The 25,705-nt window shown below is 71.5% G+C and carries 22 protein-coding genes and 1 tRNA gene; 11 read left to right on the plus strand and 12 right to left on the minus strand.

Annotated features, from left to right (window positions below):
• Positions 1 to 59 precede the first annotated feature (59 nt).
• Entirely contained in the window at positions 60 to 2,150 is a 2,091-nt protein-coding gene (locus LB823_RS14470; RefSeq protein ID WP_224647932.1) for an ATP-dependent DNA helicase UvrD2, read from the plus strand.
• A 3-nt stretch (positions 2,151 to 2,153) separates the two neighbouring features.
• Here LB823_RS14470 and LB823_RS14475 read toward each other — a convergent pair whose 3' ends face one another.
• On the minus strand, positions 2,154 to 2,996 hold the full coding sequence (locus tag LB823_RS14475; protein WP_224647933.1) for a siderophore-interacting protein: 843 nt from the start codon (positions 2,994 to 2,996) through the stop codon (positions 2,154 to 2,156).
• Positions 2,997 to 3,643: 647 nt separating this feature from the next.
• Here LB823_RS14475 and LB823_RS14480 point away from each other — a divergent pair.
• The 3 genes from LB823_RS14480 to LB823_RS14490 all read left to right on the plus strand — a co-directional run bounded on the left by LB823_RS14480 (position 3,644) and on the right by LB823_RS14490 (position 7,452).
• Positions 3,644 to 3,940 (plus strand): WhiB family transcriptional regulator, encoded by a 297-nt coding sequence (locus LB823_RS14480; RefSeq protein WP_224647934.1) that lies wholly within the window; start codon positions 3,644 to 3,646, stop codon positions 3,938 to 3,940.
• 213 nt (positions 3,941 to 4,153) lie between these two features.
• On the plus strand, positions 4,154 to 5,362 hold the full coding sequence (locus LB823_RS14485) for an acyl-CoA dehydrogenase family protein (RefSeq protein WP_224647935.1): 1,209 nt from the start codon (positions 4,154 to 4,156) through the stop codon (positions 5,360 to 5,362).
• A 107-nt stretch (positions 5,363 to 5,469) separates the two neighbouring features.
• Positions 5,470 to 7,452: an acyl CoA:acetate/3-ketoacid CoA transferase gene (locus LB823_RS14490; protein WP_224647936.1), complete on the plus strand. Its 1,983-nt coding sequence runs from the start codon at positions 5,470 to 5,472 to the stop codon at positions 7,450 to 7,452.
• A 4-nt stretch (positions 7,453 to 7,456) separates the two neighbouring features.
• Here LB823_RS14490 and LB823_RS14495 read toward each other — a convergent pair whose 3' ends face one another.
• The 5 genes from LB823_RS14495 to LB823_RS14515 all read right to left on the minus strand — a co-directional run bounded on the left by LB823_RS14495 (position 7,457) and on the right by LB823_RS14515 (position 12,268).
• A complete protein-coding gene (locus LB823_RS14495; RefSeq protein ID WP_224647937.1) occupies positions 7,457 to 7,807 on the minus strand; it encodes a VOC family protein in 351 nt (116 codons plus the stop codon).
• Positions 7,808 to 7,882: 75 nt separating this feature from the next.
• Positions 7,883 to 9,199: an AarF/ABC1/UbiB kinase family protein gene (locus LB823_RS14500; protein ID WP_224647938.1), complete on the minus strand. Its 1,317-nt coding sequence runs from the start codon at positions 9,197 to 9,199 to the stop codon at positions 7,883 to 7,885.
• Positions 9,200 to 9,213: 14 nt separating this feature from the next.
• A complete protein-coding gene (locus LB823_RS14505) occupies positions 9,214 to 10,059 on the minus strand; it encodes a hypothetical protein (RefSeq protein WP_224647939.1) in 846 nt (281 codons plus the stop codon).
• 76 nt (positions 10,060 to 10,135) lie between these two features.
• On the minus strand, positions 10,136 to 10,861 hold the full coding sequence (locus tag LB823_RS14510; protein WP_224647940.1) for a ferritin-like domain-containing protein: 726 nt from the start codon (positions 10,859 to 10,861) through the stop codon (positions 10,136 to 10,138).
• A gap of 48 nt (positions 10,862 to 10,909) precedes the next feature.
• Positions 10,910 to 12,268: a zinc-dependent metalloprotease gene (locus LB823_RS14515; RefSeq protein ID WP_224647941.1), complete on the minus strand. Its 1,359-nt coding sequence runs from the start codon at positions 12,266 to 12,268 to the stop codon at positions 10,910 to 10,912.
• A 96-nt stretch (positions 12,269 to 12,364) separates the two neighbouring features.
• On the opposite strand from LB823_RS14515, the gene LB823_RS14520 reads away from it, so the two are divergent.
• Positions 12,365 to 13,408 (plus strand): S16 family serine protease, encoded by a 1,044-nt coding sequence (locus LB823_RS14520; protein WP_224647942.1) that lies wholly within the window; start codon positions 12,365 to 12,367, stop codon positions 13,406 to 13,408.
• 24 nt (positions 13,409 to 13,432) lie between these two features.
• Here the strand turns inward: LB823_RS14520 and LB823_RS14525 are convergent, their stop codons facing one another.
• Complete coding sequence (locus LB823_RS14525) at positions 13,433 to 14,029, minus strand: PPA1309 family protein (protein ID WP_224647943.1); 597 nt, start codon at positions 14,027 to 14,029, stop codon at positions 13,433 to 13,435.
• Positions 14,030 to 14,118: 89 nt separating this feature from the next.
• Here LB823_RS14525 and LB823_RS14530 point away from each other — a divergent pair, with 89 nt between their 5' ends.
• The 3 genes from LB823_RS14530 (at position 14,119) to LB823_RS14540 (ending at position 17,916) form a co-directional block, all read left to right on the plus strand.
• Complete coding sequence (locus LB823_RS14530; RefSeq protein WP_224647944.1) at positions 14,119 to 17,085, plus strand: UPF0182 family protein; 2,967 nt, start codon at positions 14,119 to 14,121, stop codon at positions 17,083 to 17,085.
• A gap of 111 nt (positions 17,086 to 17,196) precedes the next feature.
• Positions 17,197 to 17,270, plus strand: a tRNA-Met gene (locus LB823_RS14535).
• Between the two features lie 100 nt (positions 17,271 to 17,370).
• Positions 17,371 to 17,916: a sugar O-acetyltransferase gene (locus tag LB823_RS14540; protein ID WP_255603716.1), complete on the plus strand. Its 546-nt coding sequence runs from the start codon at positions 17,371 to 17,373 to the stop codon at positions 17,914 to 17,916.
• Here the strand turns inward: LB823_RS14540 and LB823_RS14545 are convergent, their stop codons facing one another.
• A complete protein-coding gene (locus tag LB823_RS14545) occupies positions 17,917 to 18,810 on the minus strand; it encodes an LLM class flavin-dependent oxidoreductase (protein WP_224647946.1) in 894 nt (297 codons plus the stop codon).
• Between the two features lie 95 nt (positions 18,811 to 18,905).
• Here LB823_RS14545 and LB823_RS14550 point away from each other — a divergent pair, with 95 nt between their 5' ends.
• Complete coding sequence (locus LB823_RS14550; RefSeq protein ID WP_224647947.1) at positions 18,906 to 20,138, plus strand: adenylate/guanylate cyclase domain-containing protein; 1,233 nt, start codon at positions 18,906 to 18,908, stop codon at positions 20,136 to 20,138.
• A 39-nt stretch (positions 20,139 to 20,177) separates the two neighbouring features.
• Here the strand turns inward: LB823_RS14550 and LB823_RS14555 are convergent, their stop codons facing one another.
• Positions 20,178 to 20,567 carry a DUF3060 domain-containing protein gene (locus LB823_RS14555; RefSeq protein WP_224647948.1) on the minus strand — a complete coding sequence of 130 codons (390 nt, stop codon included), beginning with the start codon at positions 20,565 to 20,567 and terminating at the stop codon, positions 20,178 to 20,180.
• A 161-nt stretch (positions 20,568 to 20,728) separates the two neighbouring features.
• Here LB823_RS14555 and LB823_RS14560 point away from each other — a divergent pair, with 161 nt between their 5' ends.
• Both LB823_RS14560 and LB823_RS14565 read left to right on the plus strand, forming a co-directional pair.
• Positions 20,729 to 21,682: a sulfite exporter TauE/SafE family protein gene (locus LB823_RS14560; RefSeq protein WP_224647949.1), complete on the plus strand. Its 954-nt coding sequence runs from the start codon at positions 20,729 to 20,731 to the stop codon at positions 21,680 to 21,682.
• 85 nt (positions 21,683 to 21,767) lie between these two features.
• Complete coding sequence (locus tag LB823_RS14565; RefSeq protein ID WP_224647950.1) at positions 21,768 to 22,247, plus strand: GNAT family N-acetyltransferase; 480 nt, start codon at positions 21,768 to 21,770, stop codon at positions 22,245 to 22,247.
• Here the strand turns inward: LB823_RS14565 and LB823_RS14570 are convergent.
• The 3 genes from LB823_RS14570 to LB823_RS14580 form a co-directional block, all read right to left on the minus strand.
• Positions 22,210 to 23,448: an MFS transporter gene (locus LB823_RS14570; protein WP_224647951.1), complete on the minus strand. Its 1,239-nt coding sequence runs from the start codon at positions 23,446 to 23,448 to the stop codon at positions 22,210 to 22,212. The two genes, LB823_RS14565 and LB823_RS14570, sit on opposite strands and share 38 nt — an antisense overlap.
• 156 nt (positions 23,449 to 23,604) lie before the next feature.
• Positions 23,605 to 23,928, minus strand: a complete 324-nt coding sequence (locus LB823_RS14575) for a transglycosylase family protein (protein ID WP_224647952.1) — start codon at positions 23,926 to 23,928, stop codon at positions 23,605 to 23,607.
• Between the two features lie 558 nt (positions 23,929 to 24,486).
• Positions 24,487 to 25,705 (minus strand): tRNA-guanine transglycosylase (locus tag LB823_RS14580; protein WP_224647953.1); only part of this gene is annotated, 1,219 nt, incomplete at its 5' end.

Here is a 25,705-nt window from a genome sequence, read left to right on the forward strand (position 1 = left end):
CGCGCCCGCACTTCTTCCCCGGCCCCGACCTGTCGGACCGGGCTGGAATACTCGACGGTGTGATCGAAGCACTGGACCCGGAACAGCAGGAGGCGGTTCTCGCGCCGCGCGGACCGGTGTGCGTGCTGGCGGGCGCGGGCACGGGCAAGACCCGCACCATCACCCACCGCATCGCGCACCAGGTGTCCACGGGGCACGTCGCCGCAGGTCAGGTCCTCGCCGTCACGTTCACATCGCGGGCGGCGGGGGAGATGCGGGCGCGGCTGCGCGGGCTCGGTATCGGCGGTGGCGACGGGAACCCGGGCGTGCAGGCCGTCACCTTCCACGCGGCTGCGATGCGGCAGCTGCGGTACTTCTGGCCCCGCGCGATCGGCGACACCCGCTGGGAGCTGCTCGACAACAAGTTCCCGGTGATCGGCCGCGCCGCCCGCGACTGCGACCTCCGGCCCGAGACCGACACCATCCGCGACCTGCTCAGCGAGATCGACTGGGCGAAGGCCTCCCTCGTCACCCCCGAGACGTACGCGAAGGCCGTCGAGGATGCGGGCCGCACCGCGCCCATGGCGCCCGGCACCGTCGCGGACGTCTACGCGGCCTACGAGCGACGCAAGACCGATCAGGACGGCAACCGCCTACTCGACTTCGACGACCTGATCCTGGTCACGGCCGCGATCCTCGAGGACAACCACATGATCGCGGAGGAGTTCCGCGACCGCTACCGCAGCTTCGTCGTCGACGAGTACCAGGACGTCACGCCGCTGCAGCAGCAGCTGCTCAACGCCTGGCTCGGCGAGCGCGACGACCTCACCGTGGTGGGCGACGCGAACCAGACCATCTACTCCTTCACCGGCGCCACCCCGAACTACCTGCTCGACTTCACCCGCCGCTTCGAGGACGCCACGATCGTCCGGCTGCAGCGCGACTACCGCTCGACCCCGCAGGTCGTGGCGCTCGCCAACAAGGTGATCGGGGCGGCGCAGGGCCGCGTCGCGGGCACCCGCCTCGAACTCATCGGCCAGCGCCCCGAGGGGCCGGCGCCGATCTACGCCGAGGTCGACGACGAGCCCGCCGAGGCGAAGCTCGTCGCGAAGCGGATCCGCGAGCTGCTCGCCCGCGGCGTCCCCGCCAGCGAGATCGCCATCCTCTACCGCATCAACGCCCACTCGGCCGTCCACGAAGCCGCGCTCACCGAGGCCGGCATCCCGTACCAGGTACGCGGCGGAAGCGCCTTCTTCGAGCGGCCCGAGATCGGCCAGGCCGTGCGGGCGCTCATGGAGCGCGCGGGCCAGTTCGGCGGCGTCGCGGGCGAGGAACTGCTCGCCGTCGTGAAGGGCGCGCTCGAGCCGCTGGGCCTCACCCCGGAGGCGCCCGACGGTGCCCGCGCCCTCGAGCGCTGGCAGGCGCTCGGCGCGCTGGTCGAGCTGACGGCCGATCTCGCCAAGGAGCGGCCGGGCCTCACGCTGGCCGAGCTGATCGGCGAGCTCCGCGCCCGCGCCGAGGCCAAGCATCCGCCCACGATGCAGGGGGTCACGCTCTCATCGCTGCACGCGGCGAAGGGCCTGGAGTGGGACGCGGTCTTCCTCGTCGGCCTCACCGAGGGCTCGGTGCCGATCTCGCAGGCCATCGCCAAGGGCGATCCCGAGCCGATCGAGGAGGAGCGCCGCCTGCTCTACGTCGGCGTCACCCGCGCCCGGGAGCACCTGCACCTCTCGTGGGCGCTCGCCCGCAACGAGGGCGGGCGCAAGACCCGCAAGCGCACCCGCTTCCTCGACGTGGTCGCCGGGCAGGCCGACGCGGGCCGGCCGCGGGTCGAGTCCGGGCCGAGCAAGAGCAAGCGCCGCACCTCGGACGTCTGCCGTGTGTGCGGCGGCATCCTCGACACCCGCGAGGAGAAGTTGCGCTCGCGCTGCGAGGACTGCCCGTCCGACCTCAACGACGCCCTCGTGGAGGCGCTGAAGATCTGGCGCACCGGCCAGGCCCGCGACCAGCAGGTGCCGCCGTACACGATCTTCTCCAACGCCACCCTGTTCGCGATCGCCGAGCACCAGCCGCGCACCCGCGCCCAGCTGGTGCGGATCAACGGCATCGGGTCGACGAAGATCGACAAGTACGGCGACGAGGTGCTCGCGCTCGTCTCCGAGCACGCGTAGCGCTCAGATGTCGAGGTCGTCGACCTCGGCGAAGGACTCGCCGCGCTCCATGAGCACGCTGAAGTGCGCCAGTCGCCGCTTGTCGACCGCCGTCGAATCGGTCGCGGCCTGCCAGTAGCCGTACGGGCGCACCTCGCCGCGCGGCAGCCCGCGCTCGCGCCGGAAGTGGTCGCGAACGGCCCGCATCTCGGTGCGCTCGCCGGCCGCCCACAGCGTCGTGCCCGACGGTGCCTCCCGCGCCGCGTCGAGCAGCGGGCCGTCGACGCGGATCACCTCGACGCCCGCGGGCGCGTCGAGCTCGTCGATGACCTCCTGGTCCGCGGTGCGCACGTACGCGACGCCGCGGGCACCGTCGGGCCAGTGCCGGAAGACGGAGTGGAGCGCCGCGACGGCGGAGTCGTCGGCGAGGAGTAGGGCGGGACGCCCGGATTCGTGATCGGGGACGAAGTGCGGCCGCGGCCCGACGAGCGGCACCTGCTCGCCCGGCCGGACCGCCTCGATCCAGCGCATCATGGGGGAGTCGTGGCCGTGCCGCAGCACGTCGAGCTCGATCGTCTCGGTGGCGGGGTCGAAGGTGCGGACCGTGTAGATGCGCGACGCGGGCTCGCCGCCGTCGAGCGCGGGCACGCTCAGCCGCACCGCGAGATTGGGCAGCACCCAGTCCGAGTGGACGACGGTGCCGCGCAGCGCGCCCCGGACCCGGACGAACGGGCCGGTGGCCTCGGAGACGGCGAGGACCGTCAGCGTCAGCGCCTGGATCTCGCGCGTGGCGTGGCCCTCGCTGGCGAGGACGGCGCGGGCGCGTTCCTCGGTCGGCTCGGCGGCGTCCGTGGGGCGGTCCGTCATCGGGGGTCCTCTCGTCGTGATCCAGGAGCTTGAGCAAAGGCTACCCTAATTCATTTCGATAGTCCGCACACTAGTCGCGTGGAATCCGGAAACGCGCAGGTCAAAAATAACTTGTGCGAATAGTTTCGTGCGCATACTGTGGAACACGACCGCACGGGATGACGCGCGAGGTACTGCCTCGCCGCCGGAACGTGATTGACCAGCGCGCGAAAGGAGGCAAACGAAATGAACAACGCAATCATCAACGCAAGCAAGCAGTTCACCGCAGCAGAGGGTGGAGTGTTCGCAGCAGTAGCGGTTCGTATCGAGGCCTCCCACGCCCTGCCCGGCATGTCGCCACGTCTGTGGCGACTGCGCCAGGAGCAGGCGACGTACGCCGTCGATCACGAACCGCTCACGCGCCCCGTGTGTCTCTCGCGACGAGGTTAGGTCCTTAGACCCACCTCTTCACATTCACCACGGGCCCCGCAGCAGCGCGGAACCCGTGGATTCACGGTCTCTCGTCACCCCCGCCCCGTCGGGGATCGAGGACCGCCACACACGGTTCGCGCACCCACCCGGAAGAAACATCCCGTGCGCCTGACCGGGCGCCGCTACCGAGGCCACCTGAACCACAGGTGGAATGGTGACCAGAAGTGCCGACCATCATGGACGAACGACCAGTCGTCCGCACCATCGATTCGATCAGTATCACCCGGACGACCAGTATCGAGAGCCGCGTGCCCTGCCGGGCCGGGGATCCCGACCTGTGGTTCGCCGAGGCCCCGTCGGACCTCGAGCGGGCCAAGACCCTCTGCGAGACCTGCCCCCTCCAGCGCGCCTGCCTGGCCGCCGCCCTCGAGCGCGGCGAGCCCTGGGGCGTGTGGGGAGGCCAGATCTTCGAGCAGGGCGTCGTGATCGCGCGCAAGCGCCCGCGCGGCCGGCCGCGGAAGAATGCGGCCTGATCGCAGTGAGCCCCGATCCGAGAGGATCGGGGCTCACTCGTTTCCGGGGCGGGGTGGCGTCGCCGCCCCCGATGATCCCCGAGGGCCCGACGTCCGCCGCTGTGACGGACGTGCGGAAAGTCGCTCCGGCGTTGTCCGCGAAACCATTGCGACCGCACAGTGATGCGGCGCACAGTGGATCCACGCCGATTCGACTGACAGTGAGGACGCCCGATGACGGACCAGACCACCGAGGCCCTGGCGGAGGGCATCGCCCGCTCCCGCGACACCGACTACCTCGACATGGAGGCGCTGCTTTCCGATGAGGAGAAGGACCTGCTGGTCAAGGTCCGCAAGTTCGGCGACAAGGAGCTCCTGCCGATCGTCAACGACTACTGGGAGCGCGGTGAGTTCCCGTTCGAGATTCTGCCGAAGCTGCGCGAGCTGAAGGTCGTCGGCGACACCATGACCGGATACGGCATCACGCCGATGACCGCGGTCGGGCAGGGGCTCGTGTCGTACGAGCTGGGCCGGATCGACGGCAGTATCGCCACGTTCCTCGGCGTGCACGTCGGCCTCGCCATGCAGTCGATCTACATCCTCGGATCCGAGGAACAGCGGCAGCGATGGCTGCCGGCGATGGCGAACCTCGACAAGATCGGCGCCTTCGCGCTCACCGAGCCCGACCACGGCTCCGATTCCGTGGCGCTGGAGGCCACCGCGACCCGCGACGGGAGCGACTGGATCCTCAACGGCCTCAAGCGCTGGCCCGGCAACGCGACGTGGTGCGACGTCATCGTCGTCTTCGCCCGCGACACCGGCGACGGCAAGGTCAAGGCCTTCGTCGTGGAGAAGGACGACCCCGGCTACAGCGCCACCAAGATCGGAGGCAAGGTCTCGCTGCGGATGGTGCAGAACGCCGACATCGTGCTCGACGACGTGCGCGTCCCCGACGACCGCCGCCTCGTCAACTGCAACGGCTTCCCCGACGTCTCCAAGGTCCTCATGGGCACGCGCAACGCGGTCGCCTGGTCGTCGACGGGGCACGCCGTCGCCGCGTACGAGATCGCGCTGACCTACGCCCAGCGGCGCACCCAGTTCGGCAAGCCGATCGCCGCCACGCAGAGCGTGCAGGGCAAGCTCGTCGAGATGCTCGCCGACGTGACCTCGATGCAGCTCTACTGCATCCGCCTCGGGCGCCTGCTCGACGAGGGAGCGGTCACCGACACCATGGCCGCGCTCGCCAAGTACTACTGCAGCGTCAAGGCGCGGCACGTCTGTCGGATGGCCCGCGATGTGCTGGGCGGCAACGGGATCACCCTCGACTTCCACGTGATGCGGCACCTCTGCGACATGGAGGCGCTGGTCACCTACGAGGGCACCGCCGAGATCCAGTCGCTGCTCGTGGGGCGGGAGGTCACGGGGAAGAGCGCCTTCGTCTGATCGCTGTCGCGGAATCGCGCGAACGCCGCCGCGCCGCGTGATACACATCACAGTGCGATCGCATACTGCGATCGCAGCCCCGCGGGGCGAGTGAGAGGCGGCACGCGATGTCCATCGATCCGGTCCTGATGCCCACGGCCACATCACCGATCCGCGACAAGGTGGTCACGGCGAAGGAGGCGGTGCGCCTCGTCCGCGACGGCGACCACCTCGTGCTCGAGGGCTTCGCCGGGCAGGGCTTCGCGGAGGAGCTCGTGCTGGCGCTCGAGGAACGCTTCCTCGCGACGGGTTCGCCGAAGGACCTGTCGCTGGTGTTCACGGTGGCGCAGGGCGATCGGGGCGAGCGCGGCACCGTCCACCTGTGCCACGACGGGATGATCAAGCGCGCGATGGGTGGCCACTACGGCATGGCCCCCGCGCTGCAGAAGCTCGCGCTCTCCGGTGAGATCGAGGCGTACAACCTGCCGCAGGGTGTGATCGCGCAGTTGCTGCGCGACACCGGCGCCGGCAAGCCGGGGCTGATCACCCACGTCGGCCTGGGGACCTTCGCCGACCCGCGGCTCGGCGGCGGCAAGGTCAACGACGCGACCACCGAGGACCGCGTCCGGCTGATGGAGATCGACGGCCGCGAGTACCTCTTCTACAAGGCCTTCGACCGGCTCGATGTCGCCTTCCTCCGCGGTACCACCGCGGACCCGAGCGGCAACATCACCATGGAGAAGGAGGCGCTCACGCTCGAGGCGCTCGAGACGGCGATCGCCGTGCACAACAAGGGCGGCCTCGTGATCGTGCAGGTCGAGCGGATCGCCGAGCGCGGATCGCTGAATCCGCGGGACGTGAAGATCCCGGGCGCCCTCGTCGACTGCGTCGTCGTCGCGACCAGCCCCGCGCACCACACCCAGTCGTGGGGTTCGCAGTACAACCCGGCGATGAGCGGCGAGATCCGCCAGCCCATGAGCTGGATCCGCCCGATGCCGCTCGACCCACGCAAGGTCATCGCCCGGCGCGCCGCGCTGGAACTGCGCCCGAACTCGGTGGTCAACCTCGGCATCGGCGTCCCCGAGGGGGTCGCGGCCGTCGCCGCCGAGGAGGGCGTCCTCGAGTACCTCACGCTCACCGCCGAGCCCGGCGTCATCGGCGGCATGCCAGCGGGCGGAACGGATTTCGGTTCCGCGATCAACGCCGACGCGATTCTCGCGCAGCCCTCCCAGTTCGACTTCTACGACGGTGGCGGGCTCGACGCGGCCTTCCTCGGCATGGCCCAGGCCGATGTCGACGGCAACGTCAACGTCAGCCGGTTCGGCCCGCGCCTCGCGGGCGCCGGCGGGTTCATCAACATCAGCCAGAACGCCAAGGCGGTCTACTTCCTGGGCACCTTCCTCGCGCCGGCGCGCACGGAGGTCTCCGACGGTGCCATCGTGACCTCGGACGGCCCGGCCGCGCCGAAGTTCGTCGCGTCCGTCGACCAGCGCACCTTCTCCGGCGAGTACGCGCTCAAGGCGGGGCAACCGGTCATGTACATCACCGAGCGGTGCGTCTTCCGGCTCTCCGAGCGCGGCATGGAGCTCATCGAGATCGCGCCCGGCGTCGACCTGCAGCGCGACGTGCTGGACCTGCTGGGCTTCGAGCCCGTCATGGACGGCCCGCCCGCGATCATGGATCCACGGATCTTCCGGGACGACCCGATGGGGCTGCGCGACGACCTGCTGTCCGTGCCGCTCGAGGCGCGGTTCACCTACGACGAGAAGCGGAACCTGTTCTTCATGAACTTCGAGGGCGTCGCGGTGCGCACCGAGGAGGAGGTGGAGCGCGCCGGGGTGGAGATCGAGCGGCGGCTCGCGGAGATCGGGCGGCCCGTCAACGTGGTGATCAACTACGACAACTTCGTGCTCGGCCCGGACCTCGTCGACGAGTTCGCCACCCGCGTCCGCCGGATGAGCAAGTACTACGAGTCGGTGACCCGATACACCACATCGGCGTTCCTGCGGCTCAAGCTCGCCGACCACCTCGCCGATCGCGGCCTCGCGCCGCACCTGTACGAGAGCCGCACGGAGGCCGTCGCCGCGTCGAAGCCGGCGGACGGGGACTGAGCGACTACGCCGCGGCCTGGGACAGGCACACGAGGTGCCCGTCGGGATCGCGCACGACGGCCATCCGCTCGCCCCACGGTCGCTCCTCGGGTGGGTCCACGACGGCGCCGCCGCGCGCCGTCCACGCGCCGACGACGCCGTCCAGGTCCGCAACGGCGAATCCGAGGGCGACGGCGGTGTCGCTGGGCGTCGCCGGGCGCTCGTGCAGCATGATCTCGACGCCGTCGGCGGTGGCGAGCCACGCCAGCTCGTCGGCGGCGGCGGTGCGGCGCAGGCCGAGAAGGCCCGCGTAGAAGGCCAGCGCCGGGTCCAGCGCGGAGACGGAGACGACGAGGCGGGAGATCGACGCGGTCATGCGCCCGACACTACGCCCGACGGCGCGGACCTCGCGGCGGCGCTGCGTGTGCTCGGGCGCCTGCGCGAGGGATGATCATTCGTCGCCGTCGAGCAGCGGCACCCAGTGCTCGACGATCGCGCGGTACGGCGCCTCGGCCTCCATCTGCGAGCAGATGCCGACCATGCCGAGCAGGACGCGGAAGAGCATCACGTACTCGGGCGGCAGGGCCAGCTTGCGGCCCGTCTGGAACTGCTCGCCGCGCACGTCGGTCGCGGTGTACGCGGCCTTCATCAGCCACTTGCGGGTGAAGTGGAAGCTCTCGGACCGCAGCGGGTCGACGTACGGCGCGAGGTAGCCGCGGATGTCCTCGGGCGTGATCTCCAGCCGTGGCGGGATGAAGCCCTGGCTGCGCAGCAGCGGGAACAGGGCGTCGTAGTCCTCGTCGCGGGCGAGTCGCAGGATCTTGCCGACCGCCGGCGGGATGCCGCCCGGGTATTCGGCGACGGCGCCGAAGTCGAGGGCGACGAGCCGCCCGTCGGGCGCGATCATGAAGTTCCCGGGGTGCGGGTCGCCGTGCAGCAGGCCCGTGCGGGCGGGCGCGCTCACCTCGAACTCGGTGAGCTTCGAGGCGGCGTCGTTCCGCTCCTCCTGGGTGCCGTTCGCGATGACGTCGCGCAGCGGCCGCCCGGTGACCCACTCGCTGATGATCACGGTGGGCGCGCTGGCGAAGACCTTGGGCACCTGGACGTTCGGGTCACCGTCGAAGGCCTTGGCGAACTTGCGCTGGTTGGTGGCCTCGTACCGGTAGTCGAGCTCGGCCTCGGTGCGGTCGGTGAGCTCCTGCACCAGCGATTTCACGTCGGCGCCCGGCGTGAGCGGCTTGAGCACGGAGCTGAGCCGGCCGAGGGCCTTGAGATCGGCGCGCAGGGCCTCGTCGGCGCCCGGGTACTGGACCTTGACCGCCACCTCCCGACCGTCGGACCACACCCCGCGGTGCACCTGACCGATGGACGCGGACGCAGCGGCCTCGTCGTCGAAGGAGCTGAACCGGTCCCGCCAGCCCGTGCCCAGCTGCTGGTCGAGCACCTTGTGCACGGTGGCCGCCGGCATGGGCGGCGCCTCGTTCTGCAGCTTCGCGAGGGCGTCGCGGTAGGGGGCCGCGTACTCCGGCGGCACGGCCGCCTCCATCACGCTCATGGCCTGGCCGAGCTTCATCGCGCCGCCCTTGAGCTGCCCCAGGACCTCGAAGAGCTGCTCCGCGGCCTTGGCCTGCAGCTCCGCGTTCACCTCGTCCTTGTCGGCGCCGGCGAGACGCTTGCCCCAGCCCACCGCGGTGCGGCTGGCCATGCCCAACGGCAGCCCCGCCAGCTTGGCCGTGCGCTTCGCACTGCCACGGGTGATCTCGGACATCTGGCCCCCTGGAGTCAGCCTGCCGCCTCGGCCGCGGGAGCGGGGACCCCGCATCCGCACCCGGGGTGCATGAACCATCGTCGGACGGCGATCGCGCTGCCCTCGACCTCCAACGTACAGCCGAGGGCGTCCGGCGGGTCCGCCGAGTCCCACCGCCCGGCGGCGACGGCCGCCACCTGGTGCGCGGCCACCGCACCCGTGATCCGCAGGATCTGCGCCGAGGCCCGCCCCGCGCGGCCGAACAGCTGGCAGGCGAGCGTGGGCCACCCGGGATCGGCGTCGGCCCGGGCGCGGTCCAGGCACCGCAGGCACGGGCCCGCGCCGGGCAGCACCAGCGGCCCGACGATCCCGGCACCGTCGCGCAGCACCACGGGCAGGTGCGGCACCCGTTCCCGCATCAGCCGCGCCACCAGCACGGGATCGGGGGAGAGGGCGTCCGCGAGCACGACGAGGTCGACGCCGCGGCCGGCAGGCGTCCAGCTCCGCGCGGTCCCGGCGGTCACCCGGACCTCGTCGAGGGCGGCGAGCTCGCCGAGCACCGTGTCGGAGACCGGGCCCCGCCCGTGCAGGTGGACCTGCAGGGGCGCGTGCGGCGGCTCCGCCTCCAGCAGCCCGTGGCCGCGGAGCGCGTCCAGCAGCTCGGTGACGTCGGACGGGGTCATGCCCAGGTCGGCGGCGCGGCGCTCCAGCTCGCGGGCGGTGCGGAAGGACTGCAGCCAGCGCAGCAGCCCCGCCGTCGCGTCCGGAGCCAGCCACGGCGGCGGTTGCAGCACGGGCGCGCCGGTCGCCGAGGCGCCCAACTGGACCAGCGTGGGCGGCCGGACCACCACGGTGAGATACGGGTTCAGACGGTGCCGCATGGCTCCAGTCGAGCACGCCGGCGCTCCGTGAACCGTCCGGAATCAGCGGTTATCCACAGGCGGATACCGGTGTTGATCAGGGGCGATGGGGCGCGGCGGAGATCTCTCGCGCGGTCACCGGTGGCGCGGCGACGAAGACCTCGCGCCGGAACCGGCCGAACAGCGCGGCGCTCTCCCGCAGCAGTGCCCGCCGCGAGCCGCCGACCGCCGCCAACGCGCGACCGTGGTCTGCGGCGACCACGATCGACACCGCGCAGGCGAAGCCCTGCCAGAGGGCCCCGATCGCTCGCCGCCGAGCGGGCGGGGTGGCCGCGAAGCCCTCGCTGAGGCGGTCGCGCTGGAACCGGATGTGGTACTGCTCGTCGTCGAGGATGCGGCGGCTGACCTCGGCGAGGAGCGGATCGGGCGACTGCGCGAGCGCCCCGTAGTAGCTGACCGCGATGAGTTCCGCGACGGTCAGCACGAGCAGCTCGCAGCGCAGGCCGAGGGCGCGACGGGCGCGCACGAAAACCGCGTCCGACCAGTGCCCGTCGAGCAGTTCGCCGCCGCCCGCGCGGATCAGCTCCGCGAGGAGTCGTGCGTGCTCGTTCTCCTCGGCGACGAACAGCCGGACCGCCGCGGCGTACGCCGGGTCGCCCGCGGCGTCGGCGTGCGCGGCCAGCGTCGCGCCGTCGCCGCTCTCACCGACCTGGAAGCGCTGCAGGCTCGCGATCACCGCCGGCGGCAACTCCGCGCCGAGGGACCACGCCGGGTCCGGTCCGCGTCGTCGTGCCCGTTCTTCGAAGTGTTCGACCCATTCCATCCCTCCTTCATAGCCCAGTAAAGCTGAGATGAAGGTGAGTGGATTCGGTCAGTTCCCGTCGGATTCGCCGCCGGACTCGCGTCCCAGCCGCTCGATCGCGGCGATCGGATCGTCGAGGTCCGAGGCCTCCGCGCTGGACGAGTCGCCCAGCAGTCGGTCGATGAAGGCCGCGGGCGCGTCCAGGTCGGCGGCGTCGGGGATCAGGTCGGGGTGGGCCCAGATGCCGTCGCGCTCCTCCATCGAGGTGGCGTTCAGGATCCGCTCCCACAGGTCGGCCGCCTCGCGCACCTTGCGGGGGCGCAGCTCCAGGCCGACGAGCGTGGCGAACGTCTGCTCGGCCGGGCCGCCCGACGCGCGCCGGCGGCGCATCGTCTCGCGCAGCGCGGCGGCGCTGGGCAGCCGGTCGGCGATCGCCGCGTGCACGACGTCCTCGACCCAGCCCTCGATGAGGGCCAGCAGCGTCTCGAGGCGCTCGAGCGCGGCGGTCTGCTCCGGCGTGGCCTTGGGCTGCAGCGCGGCGCTCTGCGCGGCCATCAGCTCCTCGAGCTTCGACGGGTCCTGCAGCGCGGTCGGGTCCAGGTTGCGGGAGAGCTCCTCGATGCCCGACATGTCGATCGTGATGCCGCGGGCGTACTGCTCGACGGTGTCGAGCACCCGGGCGCGCAGCCACGGCACGTGCGAGAACAACCGCTGATGCGCGGCCTCGCGCGCCGCGAGGAAGACGAGGATCTCCTGGTCCTTGACGTCGAGGTCCTTGCTGAACGCCTCGATCGCCTCGGGCAGCAGCGCCGCGGTGTCCTCGGGGCCGAGCGGCAGCCCGATGTCGGTGCTGGTGAGCACTTCCTTCGACAGCGAGCCGAGCGCCTGGCCGAGCTGCGTGCCGAAGGACATCGAGCCGATCTGGCTGAACATCCCCATCATCGGCGCCGCCATCTCGCGCGCCTCCTCGGGCATGCTCTGCATCCACGAGCCGGAGATCTTCTCCGCGACGGGGTTCACCAGCCGCTTCCACGTGGGCAGGGTCTTCTCCTGCCAGTCGACGGGGGTCCACGCCGCCGTCTTCTGCGGGCCCGCCGGGAGCACGGTGGCACCGTCGAGCCAGAGCTGCGCGAGGTGCATCGACTCCTCGACCGCCTTGCGCTGGCCCTCGGAGACGGGCTCGTGCTTGCCGAGGGTCTGGCGCGCGAGCTGCGCCGCGAGGGTGTAGTTGACGGGCTCGCCGGTGCCGGCACCCGGGCCGGTCATGCCGGTGCCCATGCCGGAGATCATCTGGCCGAGCTGGCTCAGCATGTCGCCCAGCTGCGACATGTCGAAGGGCTGACCGGCGCCGAACGGCTGGTCCCGTCGGCCTTTGCCGTCGTCACCGCCGTCGTCGCCGGAGGAGAATCCGAAGGGCAGGTCATTCATGACTCCACGGTACTGCCCCGGTCCACCCCGGGCCGCTCCGTCCGTCACGCTCTGCGCGAACATCCCGCGCGAACGGCGGCGGCTACGCTGTGGCCCGTGACGGAACGCAGGATCACGACAGCTCTCGCCGCCCTGGTACCGCTCCTGGTGCTCGTGTTGCTGGGGATGTTCGTGACGGTGCCCTACGTCGCCGTCGGCCCGGGGGACACCGCCGACACGCTCACCACGTACGCCGAGCGCGACGCCGACGGCAAGGTCGTCGACCGCAGGGTCATCACCATCGACGGCCTGCCCGTGCATCAGCCCGCCGGTCAGCTCCGCTTCACCACGATCGCCGTGACCGACGGCCTCAACCTCTACGGCGCGCTCGCCAAGTGGGTGACCGGCGCGCAGATCGCGCCCCGCGACGCCTACTACCCGCCCGGCGCCACCCGCGAACAGATCGAGGCGGGCAACCGCGAGCAGTTCACCGGCTCCGAATCCTCGGCCACCGTCGCGGCCCTGCGGTACCTGAAGATCCCGACGGCCGTCGGCGTCGTCGGCCTCAGCGAGGGCGGACCGTCGCAGGGCAAGCTGCGCGAGGGCGACGTCGTCGAGGCGGTCGACGGTGCGCCCGTCGCCGCCCCCGACCAGGTCGCCAAGGGCCTCGAGGGCAAGAAGAAGGGCGACGTCGTCACCGTCACCGTCCGGCGCGCCGACGGTGCCGCGCAGGTCCCCGTCACGCTCGCCGAGTCCGAGGGCAAGCCGCGTCTCGGGATCGTCGTGGGGCAGGTCCCCGCGGACCCGAAGATCCGCATCGGCTTCGGCGTGCAGCAGGTCGGCGGGCCGTCGGCGGGGCTGATGCTCTCGCTCGGCATCGTCGACCTGGTCGAGCCGGGCGACCTCACGGGCGGGAAGAACGTCGCCGGGACCGGCGAGATCGCCTCGGACGGCAAGGTCGGGCCCATCGGCGGTATCGAGCACAAGCTCCAGGGCGCCAAGCGCGACGGTGCCTCGGTCTTCCTCGTGCCCGCCGCCAACTGCGACGCCGCGAAGTCCTCGCCGCCCGCGGACCTGCAGCTGGTGAAGGTCGAGACGCTCGACGGCGCGATCCAGGCCCTCGCGGACGTCCGCGAGGGGCGCCCCGCACCGTCCTGCTGAGCGCCCGACGGCGGCGGAGCGGGGTCAGTCCTCGTCGAAGGTGGCGAGCAGTCCCTGGATCAGGCCGGGCGCGAGCTGGTCGGCGCGCAGCAGGTCGGAGTCCGCGAAGGGATCGTCGTCGTCGGGCTGCAGCGTGAGCAGGGTGATCCGGTGGCCGTCGCGCAGCACCGCCGCGACCATCCGCGCCGTGCGTCGGCCCGGGTGGCTCTCGGCGGCGGCGCGGCCGGCGCGGTCGGCGGCGTCCACATCGGCCAGATGGGGCTCGAGCGCGCCGTCGAGATCCGCCTCCGCGGTCGGCGGCAGCACGATGATCTCCTGCACCAGCGCGCACCCGACGACCTCGTCGGGCCAGGTGGTGGTGGCGAGCACGTGGTTGAGCTCGGTGCTGCCGCCCCGCGGGTCGCCGGGCAGCGGCTCCTGCTCGATCACGGTGAGCGAGGCACCGTCGTCGAGGATGTCGGCCCACTCGGGCTGACTGGTCGCGAGCAGCGAGGTCGGGACGAGCCCGAACAACTGGGGCGGCTGGCCCCAGCCCTGCGGTTCCACGAACTCGATGGCCTCGCGGGCCGCGCGGCCCAGGGCCGCCTCGTCGAATACCTGCTCCGGCTCGTCGTAGGTCACGCGCCCATGATCGCATCCCGGGGCGCGCGCGGTACCACGTCGGTGAGCACGCGCGGATCCCATCTCGGGCAATCCGTACAGTGGTTGTCGTGACGACACCTCGTGCCGCGGGCATTCCCACGCTGTCCCGCCGGGCAAAGATCCTCATCGCGATCGCCGTGGTCCTCCTGGCGCTGCTGCTCATCGGGCCCCGGGTGGTGGACGTGATCACCGCCTTCCTCTGGTACGGCTCGCTCGGCCATGCCGGCGTGCTCCGGACCGTGCTGCTCTCGCGCCTCGGCCTGTTCGTGGTGACGGGCGTGGTGCTGGCGCTGTTCACGTTCGCCGGGATGTGGCTGGCGTACCGCGTGCGGCCGGCCTTCCTGCCCTCGCCGACGGACGATCCGGTGGTGCGGTACCGCGCCGTGGTGACGAGCAAGCTGAAGACCTTCGCGATCGTGCCCTCCCTGCTGATCGGGCTCATCGCCGGCATCTTCGGGCAGTCGGCGTGGCAGCAGGTGCTGCTGTTCTTCAACCGCCAGCCCTTCGGCGACACCGACGCCGAGTTCGGCATGGACATCGGCTTCTACGCCTTCACGCTGCCCTTCATCGAGTTCGTCCTCGGCTTCCTGTTCGCCGGCCTGATCGTCATGTTCCTGGCGAACCTGGTCGCGCACTACGTCTTCGGCGGCATCCGCCTGGCGGGCCGCGAGGGCTCTCTGTCGCGCGGCGCGCGCATCCAGCTCGCCGCGATCGCCGGCGTCTTCCTGCTGACCAAGGCCGTCGCCTACTGGTTCGACCGGTACGCCCTGGTCTACTCGAACCGGTCGCCGATGTTCACCGGCGCGAACTACACCGACATCCACGCGATGCTCCCGGCGAAGGCGATCCTCACGGGCATCGCGATCATCTGCGCCGCCGCCTTCTTCTTCGGCATCGTGCTGCGCGACCTGCGGGTCCCCGCGATCGCGACCGTGCTCATGCTGTTCTCCTCGCTGGTGGTCGGCGTCGGCTGGCCCACCGCGGTGCAGACCTTCTCCGTCGGCCCCAACGCGGAGAAGGAGCTGCCCTACATCGCGCGGAACATCGCGGCGACGCAGGAGGCCTACGGGCTCGCGAGCGCGAAGTACGAGAAATCCGATCCCAAGGCTTCACCCGAGGCCCTGCAGACGCTCACCGCCAAGGACGCCCCCTCGCTGCAGAACGTGCGTCTGCTCGACCCGAACGTGGTCTCGCAGGCCTTCTCGAACTTCGGCGGCCTCAAGGACTACTACCGGCTCTCGGGCAAGCTCTCGGTGGACCGCTACGACGTGGGCGGCAATCAGACCAACGTGCTGCTCGCGCCGATCGAGCTGGACCCCAGCAAGACCCCGTCGGACTGGACCTCGCGGCACATGGTCTACACCCACGGCAACGGCCTGATCACCGCGCCGGCCGGCCAGGTCGACCAGGTGGTCAGCGAGAGCGGCCGCGACGCCGTGAACAACAACAACGCGGGCGGCCAGCCCGTGTTCACGCGCAACGGCGTGGCCGGCAGCAAGGCCGTCACGCAGCCGCGGATCTACTACGGCGAGATCATCGGCTCCGATCCCGGCTTCTACTCCGTCGTCGGCAGTACGGGCGACCCGCGCGAGCTCGACAGCGACACCGAGCGCTCGCGCTACGAGGGCGACGGCGGCGTCGGGATCGGCAACTGGTTCACCCGCCTCGCCTACGCGATCAAGTTCACCGAGCGGAACATCCTGCTCAACGGGAACATCGGGCCGGACTCGAAGATCATCTACCAGCGCGACCCGCGCGACCGGGTCAAGCAGCTCGCGCCCTTCCTCACGGTGGACACGAAGACCTACCCGATGGTCGACTCGCGCACCGGCCGGATCCTGTGGGTGGTCGACGGCTACACCACGCTGCCGAAGTACCCGTACGCGCAGCAGACCTCGCTGTCGGACGCCACCGGCTCGCGCCAGCAGATCACGCCCGGCCAGCAGGCGCAGCGCCGCCAGGTGGACGAGAAGGTGGGCTACATCCGCAACTCGGTGAAGGCCACCGTCGACGCCTACGACGGTTCCGTGCACCTCTACCAGGTCGACGAGAGCGATCCCGTCCTCAATGCCTGGAAGAGCGTCTTCCCCGGCGTGGTCGAGCCGAAGAGCGCGGTGCCCGCCGAGGTGGCGCAGCACTTCCGCTACCCGCAGGACCTGTTCGAGGTCCAGCGCTTCCTGCTGCAGAAGTACCACACGTCGGACCCCGACACCTTCCGCCGGCAGAACGACGTCTGGCAGGCTGCCGCGGCGCCGAACGAGACGCCCGACAAGGACGGCCTGCAGTCCCCGTACTACTCGGTGGCGTCGGCGCCCGGCGGTGGCCCGGCGCAGTTCCAGCTCTCGTCGATCCTGCAGGCGAAGGACCAGCCGTACCTCGCGGGGCTCGTCTCCGTGTCCTCGGAGGGTGAGGACGCGGGCCGGCTGCTGGTGCGCGACATGCGTGAGCTGCCCGGGCGCCGGACCCCCGGCCCGATGCAGGCGGCCGACCTGATCAAGGGCGCACCGCCGGTCGTGGCCGACAACGCCAACATCCAGGCGCTCAACCCGCGCTTCGGCAACCTGCAGGCGATCGCGCTCGCGAACGGCGGCCTGACCTACGTCTGGCCGATGTACGCGCAGTCGACGGGGGAGCGGGCCGCGCCCAAGCTGATCAAGGTGCTCAGCCTGAACCCGGTCACGGGCGGCGCGGGCTACCGCACGACGGTCGCGGCGTCGCTCACCGACGCCGGGTACCGGGGCGTCGACGCCGCGCTCGCGACGGCGGCGACGGGCGTCTCCGGCCCGACCCAGGGCCAGACGGTGCCGGGCGCGACGCAGCCCGGCCCGGACCAGCCGCCCACGCAGGCGACCGTGCCCGGCGCCGACACCCCTGAGGTGCAGGCCGCGGTGAAGGCCGTTTCCGACGCCTGGAGCTCGGTGCTCTCGGCGCAGCGCTCCGGCGACCAGGTCGCCGTCGGCCAGTCGATGAAGCAGCTCGGTGACGCGATCACCAAGCTGCAGGCGGCCGAGGCGAAGGCGCGGGGCGGCAACTGATCTCAGCTCTCCGGCCGGGGCGGCGACGCCCGGCCCGGCCGGAGAGACGAGCGTCACGTTCAACTGATTTGCACATCGTGAGCGCATTCCAGTAACGTGGTGTTTACCCGACGCGGGGTGGAGCAGCTCGGTAGCTCGCTGGGCTCATAACCCAGAGGTCGCAGGTTCAAATCCTGTCCCCGCTACTAGGTCGAAGGCCCCCGGAGAAATCCGGGGGCTTTCGCGTTCTCCGGGTAGTTCCGTTGCGGTGGGTACCGTCGGGGCGTGGCCACGGAACTCCAGCGGATGCTCGCCGGCGAGCGCTACCGCGACAACGATCCGGAGCTCGTCGCGATGCGGAAGTCCTGCGGCCGGCTGCTCGACCGGTTCAACGCCACCGCCGCGGACGACGACGCACTGCGCTCTCAGATCCTCCAGGAGCTCCTGGGAGGCATCGGCGAAGGTTCCTGGGTCATGCCGCGGTTCCAGTGCGATTACGGGGCGCACATCACGATCGGCGCCAACAGCTTCCTCATCTACGACGCGATCCTCATGGACTGCGCGCCGATCACGATCGGCGACGACTGCTCGATCGGGCCGCGCGTGCAGCTTCTCACCGCACTGCACCCCGTGGAGGACCACGCCGCGCGGCGGGCGCGCTGGGAGACTGCGGAGCCCATCACGATCGGCGACAACGTCTGGTTCGGCGGCGGCGTCATCGTGTGCCCCGGCGTCGCCGTCGGCCGCAACGCAGTGATCGGCGCCGGCAGCGTGGTGACGCGCGACGTCCCCGACCACGTCGCCGCCGTCGGTAATCCCTGCCGCGTCGTGCGGTCGCTCCCCGCCGAGTAGCTACCCGCTCGCGCGCACTTCGGCGACGCGCTGCCGCACGCGCGGTGCGACCTCGTCGACGAATCGGCGGCACTGGTCGTAGTCGTCGTCCTCCGCCCCGAAGACGAAGGTGTCCATGCCCGTGTCCACGACGAGACCCGTCAGCTGCTCGGTCCACTGCTCGACGGTGCCGTGGAAGGCCTCGTCCGACGGCTGGTCGTCGATCGACCCGAAGATGTTGTAGACGCGCCGGATCGACGCGGGATCGCGGCCGGCGGCGCGCGCACCGTCGTCGATGGCGGCGTGCCGCTCGGGCAGGGTCGCGGGCGGGAAGAAGGAGTTCGACGGTGCCCACCCGTCCGCGTGGCCGCCGAGGAAGCGCAGCAGTTTCGGCCCGCCGACGCCCAGCCAGACCCCGATGTCGTGCGCGGGGCGCGGGCCGGGATGCACCCCGTCGAGCCGGTAGTGCTCGCCGTGGAAGCGCACGGACCGCTCGCCCGACCACATCAGGCGGATCACCTCGACGGCTTCCCTGAGCGCGCCGGCGGCCTCGCCTGGACTGCGCTCGGGGCCGCCCATCGCGGCGATGGCGGGCCAGAAGGCGCCCGCGCCGAGGCCCAGCTCGAACCGGCCCTCGGACAGCAGGTCGAGGGTCGCCGCGGCCTGCGCCATCACGGCGGGCGGCCGGAGCGGCAGGTTGGCGACGTCGGGGAAGACGCGCACCTCCTCGGTGCGGTGGAGCAGCGCGCCGATCAGCGTGAAGGTGTCGACGAAGGCCTGCTGGTAGGGGTGGTCCTGCACCCCCAGGAACTCGACCTTCCCGTCCGCGAGCTCGGCGAGGGCGAAGCAGTTGTCGAGCGCCGCGGCGGACGGGGTGACGAACAGGCCGAATTCGACGGGACGCAGGTAGTCCATGCCGCCAGCCTAGGCCCCGTCGCGGGGCCCGGCAGCGGTACGGGCATCCGCCCGGATCGGCATCGGCGGCGCCCGGGCCTGGCTACGCTCGGCCTGTGCCGACCAGCGCAGACTTCCGGGCGTGGTGCGCCGCGAGCGCCTACGCCGAGGGGGCGATCCCGGAGGCGGACCGCCGCCGGCTGCGCCTCGTCTCGCTCGCGGCCTACGCCTCGGCGGCGGTGAGCTTCGGCTTCGCGGTGATCGGCCTGGTCTTCGGCGGCCCGCACCAGGTGATGGTCGTCAACGTCGTCTCCGGGGCCGCGCTGGCGCTGGTCCCGTTGCTGGGGCGGTTCGGGACGCTGGTGGCGCCGACGGCGTTCTTCGCCGTCGCGACGGTCACGCTGTGGAGCCTGTGCGTCCTCCTCGGCGAGGGCGTGGGGCTGCTGTACTACTACCTGGTCATGGCGGTCGGCGTGCCGATGATCGTGGGCGTGCGCCGGATCGTCGCCGCCACCGCGGTGGTCGTCGTCTGTCTCGCGGCGATGATCTACCTGCACTTCACCGTGCCCGAGGACACCGGCCTGATGCCGCACTGGTTCGCCACCACGGGCTTCGTCGTCAACGTGGTCGCCGCGGCGTCCCTGGCGGTGGCGATCGTCGGGGCCGGGCTGTTCCAGATCGAGCGCGCGGACGCCGCGCTCGAGGAGGAGTTCCGGCGGTCCGAGGCGCTGCTGAACAACATCCTGCCGCGGTCGGTCACGGAGCGCCTCAAGGAGCCCGGCCACGCCGAGGTCGCGGACTCGTACGACGACGCCTCGGTCCTGTTCGCGGACATCGCCGGGTTCACCGAGATGTCCAGCCGCACCGCGCCCGCGGACGTCGTCCGGTACCTCGACCGGCTCTACACGACCCTCGACGCGCTGGTGGAGCGCCACGGGCTCGAGAAGATCAAGACCACCGGGGACTCCTACATGGTGGTGAGCGGCGTCCCCGAACCTCGCGCCGACCACCTCGAGGAGCTGGCGCGGTTCGCGGTGGCGCTCCAGGGCGCCGCGGCCGGCGTGACGAACGCCGACGGCCGCGCGACGCCGCTCCGGATCGGCCTCGCGGACGGTCCCGTGGTCGCCGGCATCGTCGGGTCGAAGAAGTTCTTCTTCGACGTGTGGGGCGATGCCGTCAACGTCGCGTCCCGGATGGAGTCGACGGGGGTCGTCGGCAGAATCCAGGTGACGTCGTCCGTCCACGACCGGCTCGGCCGGGCCTTCGCGTTCGAGGAGCGGGGCCTCATCGCCGTCAAGGGCAAGCCGGACCAGCGGACCTGGTTCCTCCTCGGCGAACGCGCGGCCTGACCGAGCCACCGGCGTGACCGCGTCACCGGGAGGGACGGCTCAGCAGCGGTAGGAGTTGTCGCTGCCGATCGACTTCACGGAGGGCTTCTTGCCCGCGCCGCAGGTGATCGTGTTGTCGTGGCCGCTCACGTCGATCGAGGACGCGCCGGCGAGGACGATCGAGTTGTTGCTACCGATCACCTGCAGCGAGTTGACGTCGCGCAGCGTCAGCGTGTTGTCGTGACCGTTGACCTCGACGCGCTTGCAGGCGGAGGTGAAGACGATCGCGTTGTCGGAGCCGATGAGCTTGACATCGTCGTTGCAGGCCAGCGTCCGCACCTGGTCGTGACCGGAGAGGTCGATCCGGGCGGCGGCCGTCGGTGCGACGACCGAGGCTGCGAGTACGGCGGCGGCGGCCGCGGCGGTGGAACGGGCGAGGAGCGTGCGCATGTCGAGTTCGTCCTTCTGCAAACGTGCGATCGGGGCGAATCGGACAGTACCGGTTTCGGATCACGCTGATCGGGACGGTTCCGATCCTGTGACGCGATCGGCAGAGTGGCCTGTCATATCCGGACGAGTCCCCTCGTCCGCCTCAGCCGCAGGAGACCAGCATGCCCACCCTCGTCATCGTCGCCTTCGTCGGACTGCTCGGGCAGCTCGTTGACGGCAGCCTCGGGATGGCCTTCGGCGTGACGGCGACGACCTTCCTGGTCGCGCTCACGACGCTCTCGCCCGCCGCCATCAGCGCGACGATCCACCTCGCCGAGATCGGTACCAGCGCCGTCTCGGGCGCCTCGCACTGGCGCTTCGGCAACGTCGACTGGAAGGTCGTGCGCCGCATCGGCATCCCCGGCGCGATCGGCGCGTTCATCGGCGCGACGGTGCTCTCCAACCTGTCCACCGAGGTCGCGAAGCCGCTGATGTCCACCATCCTGCTGCTGCTCGGCCTGTACGTGTTGCTGCGCTTCACCTTCCGCGGCATCGACACCAAGAACCTGGGCAAGCCGCTGAAGTCGCGCTTCCTCGCCCCGCTGGGCCTGTTCGGCGGCTTCGTCGACGCCACCGGTGGCGGAGGCTGGGGTCCCGTCGGTACGCCGGCGCTGCTGGCCTCGGGCCGGATGGAGCCCCGCAAGGTGGTCGGCACCATCGACACCAGCGAGTTCCTCATCGCGCTCGCCGCGTCGCTCGGCTTCCTCGCCAACCTCGGCGGCGAGGGCGTGAACTTCGCCTACGCCGGCGCCATCCTGCTGGGCGGCGTCATCGCGGCTCCCTTCGCCGCCTGGCTGGTGCGCCACTTCCCGCCGCGGCTCCTCGGCGCCTCGGTGGGCGGCCTGATCATCCTCACCAACGCCCGGACCCTCGTCGGCAAGAGCGGCCTCGCGCTCGATCCGGGGACGCAGCGCGTGGTGTACATCCTCATCGTCGCCGGCTGGATCGCCGCGTTCGCGTACTCCTTCGTGCAGTACCGCCGCGACGCCGTCCTCGAGTCCGCCGATTCCATCAGCGATCTCGCGGCCCGCAACGCCGCCGCGACCGAGGATCCGAAGGAGCCGGTCCCGGCCTGATCACCGCACCCAGCGCGGTGGATCGTGCCCCTCGGCGGGCACGATCCACCGCGCTGCTTCGTCTTTCCGTCCGTAGGCTGGCGGCATGGACGTCTGGATCGCGGACCCGCAGCGCGACGCCGGCCTGGTGGCGACGCTGCGCTACGCGTGGGCCCGGACCTCCGGCGCCACCACCGATCCCCAGGACGACGCGTTCGTGGAACAGGTGCGGGCGTGGTGGATCCGCGACGAGCGCACCGTGTTCCTGGCGGGGGAGTCCATTCCGGGCGGCGGTGGCGCGGCCGCCGGCATGGTGACGCTCCACGAGTACCGGCGGATGCCGGTGCCGGGCGCGGCCCCATCGGCCTGGGGGTACCTGGGGCATCTCTTCGTCCTGCCCGCGGCGCGGGGCGAGGGGCACGGCCGGGCGTTGATCGAGGCGGTGCAGCGCGCCGCCCACGACCGCGGCTACCGGCGACTGGTGCTCTCGCCGAGCGAGGAGTCGATACCGCTGTACCGCCGCACCGGTTTCCGCGCGGCGGACGAGCTCATGGTGTGGGAACCGGGCCCCGCCGCCACGTCGTGATGGTGGCGGGCCCGACGCCCCGGTCGAGGCCGCGCACGAGCACGGCGCAGCCGATGCCCGAGAGCACCATGCCGATGGTGAACACGGCCGGGTAGCCGAGCGCATCGCCCACGGCGCCGCCGGCGAATCCGGCGATCCCCTGCGCCGCGACCACGGCGCTCGCGAGCAGCGTGTAATCGGCGCCCGCGTCGTCGCGCTCGCACGCGTCCATCATCAGCGTGAACAATGCGACCAACGCGGCGCCGCCGAAGACGTGCTCGAGCAGCGTTGCCGCGATCACCATGCCGCCGCCGCCGATCCCGAGCGCCGCGATCACGTACAGCCCCACCGCCAGGCTCTGGCTGACTCCGCCGAACAGCAATGCCGTGCGCCGCCCGTGCCGGAAGGCGAGCCAGCCGCCCACGGCCGATCCGGCGAGGGCGCCCGCGGAGCTCAGGGCGCCGCTCACCAGCGCGATCTCCCGCAGGCCCAGGCCCGCGTCGTGCAGGAACGGGCCGGAGACGGACGACGCCATGGCATTGCCGAACTTGTAGGCGGCCAGGAGCCCGATCAACGGGATCACCCCGGGCCGGCGCAGGCGGTGCCACCACGCCGTGCCCAGGCCCTCGCGGCGGACGTGCTCGACGGGGCGGGGCGCACCGTCGGCGGGCTCGTCCCGCGCCAGCAGGACGACGGGGACCGTGCACAGCAGGATCAGCCCGCCCAGGGTGAGCAATAGGACGCGCCAGCCGCTCTCCGCGTAGATCCACAGCAGCCCGCCGCCGCCGGCGATCATGCCGAGCCGGTAGGCGCCCGTCTGGATGCCGTTGCCGAGGCCGCGGTCGCGGGGGCCGAGGAGCCGCACCGCGAGGCCGTCGGTGGCGACGTCCTGGGTGGCGGAGAGCAGGTTGATGGCGGCGATGGCGACGAACAGCCACCGCAGGGACCCGGTGAGGTCGGTGGCGGCCAGGGCGAAGGCGACGCCGGCGGAGCCGAGCTGCGTGGCGAGGAGCCACCGCCGGCGCGTGCCGATCCGGTCGACGGCGGGCGCCCAGAGGAACTTCAATCCCCAGGGGAGGTAGAGGAACGAGGTGAGGCTGATCGCGGTGAGGGACAGGCCCGCCTCGCGGAGCAGGACGGGGATCGCCTGCGTGAAGAAGCCGAACGGGAGTCCCTGGGCGAAGTACAGCCCCGTCAGCAGGAGGAGCACGCGCAGTCGCACCCCGCGATTCTGGCAGTTCGCGCCGGAAGCGGGGCGACCAGGTCTCAGCGGGCGGGACGAGGCGGTCCTCTGGGGTGCGACGCGAAAACGCCTGTGGCGGCCGATTCACGAGGAATCGACCGCCACAGGCGTCAGTCTCTGTACAGCGGGTGCGACTTAGCCGCGGCCGCCGCAGCTCGGCCACGCGCCGATGCCCTGCGAGGCCAGAACGTTCTCCGCGACGCGGATCTGCTCGGCACGCGAGGCGTTGTGCGGCAGGCCCGAGCCACCGTTGGCGGACCAGGTCGACGGGCTGAACTGCAGGCCGCCGTAGTAGCCGTTGCCGGTGTTGGTGTTCCAGTTGCCACCCGACTCGCAGGCCGCGATGGCGTCCCAGTTCACGCTGTCGGCGTTCGCAGCACCGGTGCCGAAGGCAACGGGAGCGGCGACGATCGCGCCGGTGACGGCCATCATGCCCAGGGTCTTGCGGATGTTCTTCAAGGTGTTCCTTTCGCCGGTGCGCATGCCAGGACACAGCCCGATTGGGGCGGAGGTGTCGGGGAAAGACATGGACCGTGCCTTCTCTGTCGGGCACGGCGGTGGGCTGAGGACGATCGCTCAACCGGCTTCGGCGACGTGGTGCGTCACGCTGGAAGCGGTCCGGCGCCCGAGGAAGATGCTCTCGTTTCGGCGGCGGGCCCACACATACGCGGTGGTTCGTGGATTCAATTGTGTTCCCGCTGAGCGGGTCGAGATGAACACTAGGGGCCTATCGGCGCGGTGTCATCCCCGCCGCGGGACGGTCGCGGTTTGATAACGCTTCGGTCACGATCGGCTGTGAGGACCGTAAGACCAGGTCACCCCGGAGATCGCTAGCAATAGCTTGCATAGGCAATGACCTGCGAAAAGTGATGGCAATCACAAGGGAAATGTGGCTCCCGTCACGGAGCACGAGGTTACGGAACGGTGTACGTGATCGCGCCTCGACCGACGACGAACGGCGGCGGTGCCGGCCTTTCCGCCGTCACCGCCGCCGTCCGGCAGCGCTCTTCTCCGTCGCTAGTGCGCGGTCGCCACGACGTCGCCGTCGTGGTCGTCCACCCGCCCGCTACTGGTGGCTCCGCCGCCGCTGAAGCGCTGCAGGAAGGCGTCGCGGTACGCGGGGAACCGTCCCTCGTCGATCGCGCGCCGGGCCCCGGCGGTGAGCGCGGTGAGGAACCGCAGGTTGTGCCGGGTCACCGCCTGCACCGCCGACGGTGCGTCGGTGCGGTAGAGGTGGTGCACGTACGCGCGGTTCGGAGACGGTGCCGCCCCGTCCCGATCGGGGGCGGCGTCGAGCGGACGCACGTCGTCGCGGAAGGGCCGCGTGGACACCGCGATGGGACCGTCCGCCGTCAGCGCGATTCCGCGGGTCGCGAGGTCCTGCGGCGCCGGGGATTCGATGAGATCGACGCCCGCGCCGATCGCATGCAGCAGTTCCTCGGGTCCGCGGACCGCGGCGAGGTACCGCGGAAGGTCCGCGTCCAGCGCCGCGGTGAGCAGGACGAGCGCATCGCCGGCCTGCGGATCGGTCGCGGCGCCGACGACCCGGACGCCGCCGAATCCCAGTCCGCCGGAACGGACGTCCTCCTCGTGGCGGGCGAGCAGATCGCGCAACGCGGCCCGGTCGTGGGCGAGGCGCAGGGGAACAGTGGCCCACAGCGACATCTCGCCCCGTCGCAGCGCAGTGAGCCAGTTGTGCTCGGCGAGAGCGCGCCGGGCGCCGCTCGCCGCCGCAGGTGCGAAGACGACGTCGCCGCCCAGCCGGTACGCCGCAGTGACGGCAGCGGCCGGATCGGAGGACGGGGCCGAGACGTCCACGAACAGTGGCAGATCCCACCCCGCGAAGGCGGCGAGGCCGCCGGCCTCCTCGACGGTCTCGGCGCCGGGGTGGAGTCCCAACCGGGCCCCGTCGACGGTGACACCGCTCGCGCCGAGCCGCGCGGCCGACGCGGGATCCACGCCCGGGATCGCGGCGAGCGGCGCGGATGCCACGAAGGCCGGCGTCGCGATCGCCCGGTAGGCCGTGTGCAGCGTCCCCGAGCGCGCGGCGTCCGATCCGCCCGTGACCTCGAAACGCACCGGGTCGGTCACGGATTCGGCCTGCAGCCGGGCGTGCGCGGAGAGCGATCGGTAGTCCGAACGCAGCTCGGAGAGCTCCGCCGCCAGCGCGCGATTGCTCGCGCGCAGCTCCGCCAGTTCGGCCGTGCTCCGCGGGGCCTGCGGCGCCCCGCGGAGC

Source organism: Tsukamurella sp. M9C (assembly GCF_020169415.1).
In the GTDB taxonomy this organism is placed as follows: domain Bacteria; phylum Actinomycetota; class Actinomycetes; order Mycobacteriales; family Mycobacteriaceae; genus Tsukamurella.

Excerpts from the sequence above, each read along its gene's own strand:
- LB823_RS14555 (WP_224647948.1), bottom strand. The coding sequence starts at position 20,567 with ATGCGCACGCTCCTCGCCCGTTCCACCGCCGCGGCCGCCGCCGCCGTA.
- LB823_RS14500 (WP_224647938.1), bottom strand. The coding sequence starts at position 9,199 with ATGTCCGAGATCACCCGTGGCAGTGCGAAGCGCACGGCCAAGCTGGCG.
- LB823_RS14480 (WP_224647934.1), top strand. The coding sequence starts at position 3,644 with ATGGACGAACGACCAGTCGTCCGCACCATCGATTCGATCAGTATCACC.
- LB823_RS14560 (WP_224647949.1), top strand. The coding sequence starts at position 20,729 with ATGCCCACCCTCGTCATCGTCGCCTTCGTCGGACTGCTCGGGCAGCTC.
- LB823_RS14495 (WP_224647937.1), bottom strand. The coding sequence starts at position 7,807 with ATGACCGCGTCGATCTCCCGCCTCGTCGTCTCCGTCTCCGCGCTGGAC.
- LB823_RS14505 (WP_224647939.1), bottom strand. The coding sequence starts at position 10,059 with ATGCGGCACCGTCTGAACCCGTATCTCACCGTGGTGGTCCGGCCGCCC.
- LB823_RS14515 (WP_224647941.1), bottom strand. The coding sequence starts at position 12,268 with ATGAATGACCTGCCCTTCGGATTCTCCTCCGGCGACGACGGCGGTGAC.
- LB823_RS14485 (WP_224647935.1), top strand. The coding sequence starts at position 4,154 with ATGACGGACCAGACCACCGAGGCCCTGGCGGAGGGCATCGCCCGCTCC.
- LB823_RS14565 (WP_224647950.1), top strand. The coding sequence starts at position 21,768 with ATGGACGTCTGGATCGCGGACCCGCAGCGCGACGCCGGCCTGGTGGCG.
- LB823_RS14510 (WP_224647940.1), bottom strand. The coding sequence starts at position 10,861 with ATGGAATGGGTCGAACACTTCGAAGAACGGGCACGACGACGCGGACCG.
- LB823_RS14545 (WP_224647946.1), bottom strand. The coding sequence starts at position 18,810 with ATGGACTACCTGCGTCCCGTCGAATTCGGCCTGTTCGTCACCCCGTCC.
- LB823_RS14540 (WP_255603716.1), top strand. The coding sequence starts at position 17,371 with ATGCTCGCCGGCGAGCGCTACCGCGACAACGATCCGGAGCTCGTCGCG.
- LB823_RS14475 (WP_224647933.1), bottom strand. The coding sequence starts at position 2,996 with ATGACGGACCGCCCCACGGACGCCGCCGAGCCGACCGAGGAACGCGCC.
- LB823_RS14490 (WP_224647936.1), top strand. The coding sequence starts at position 5,470 with ATGTCCATCGATCCGGTCCTGATGCCCACGGCCACATCACCGATCCGC.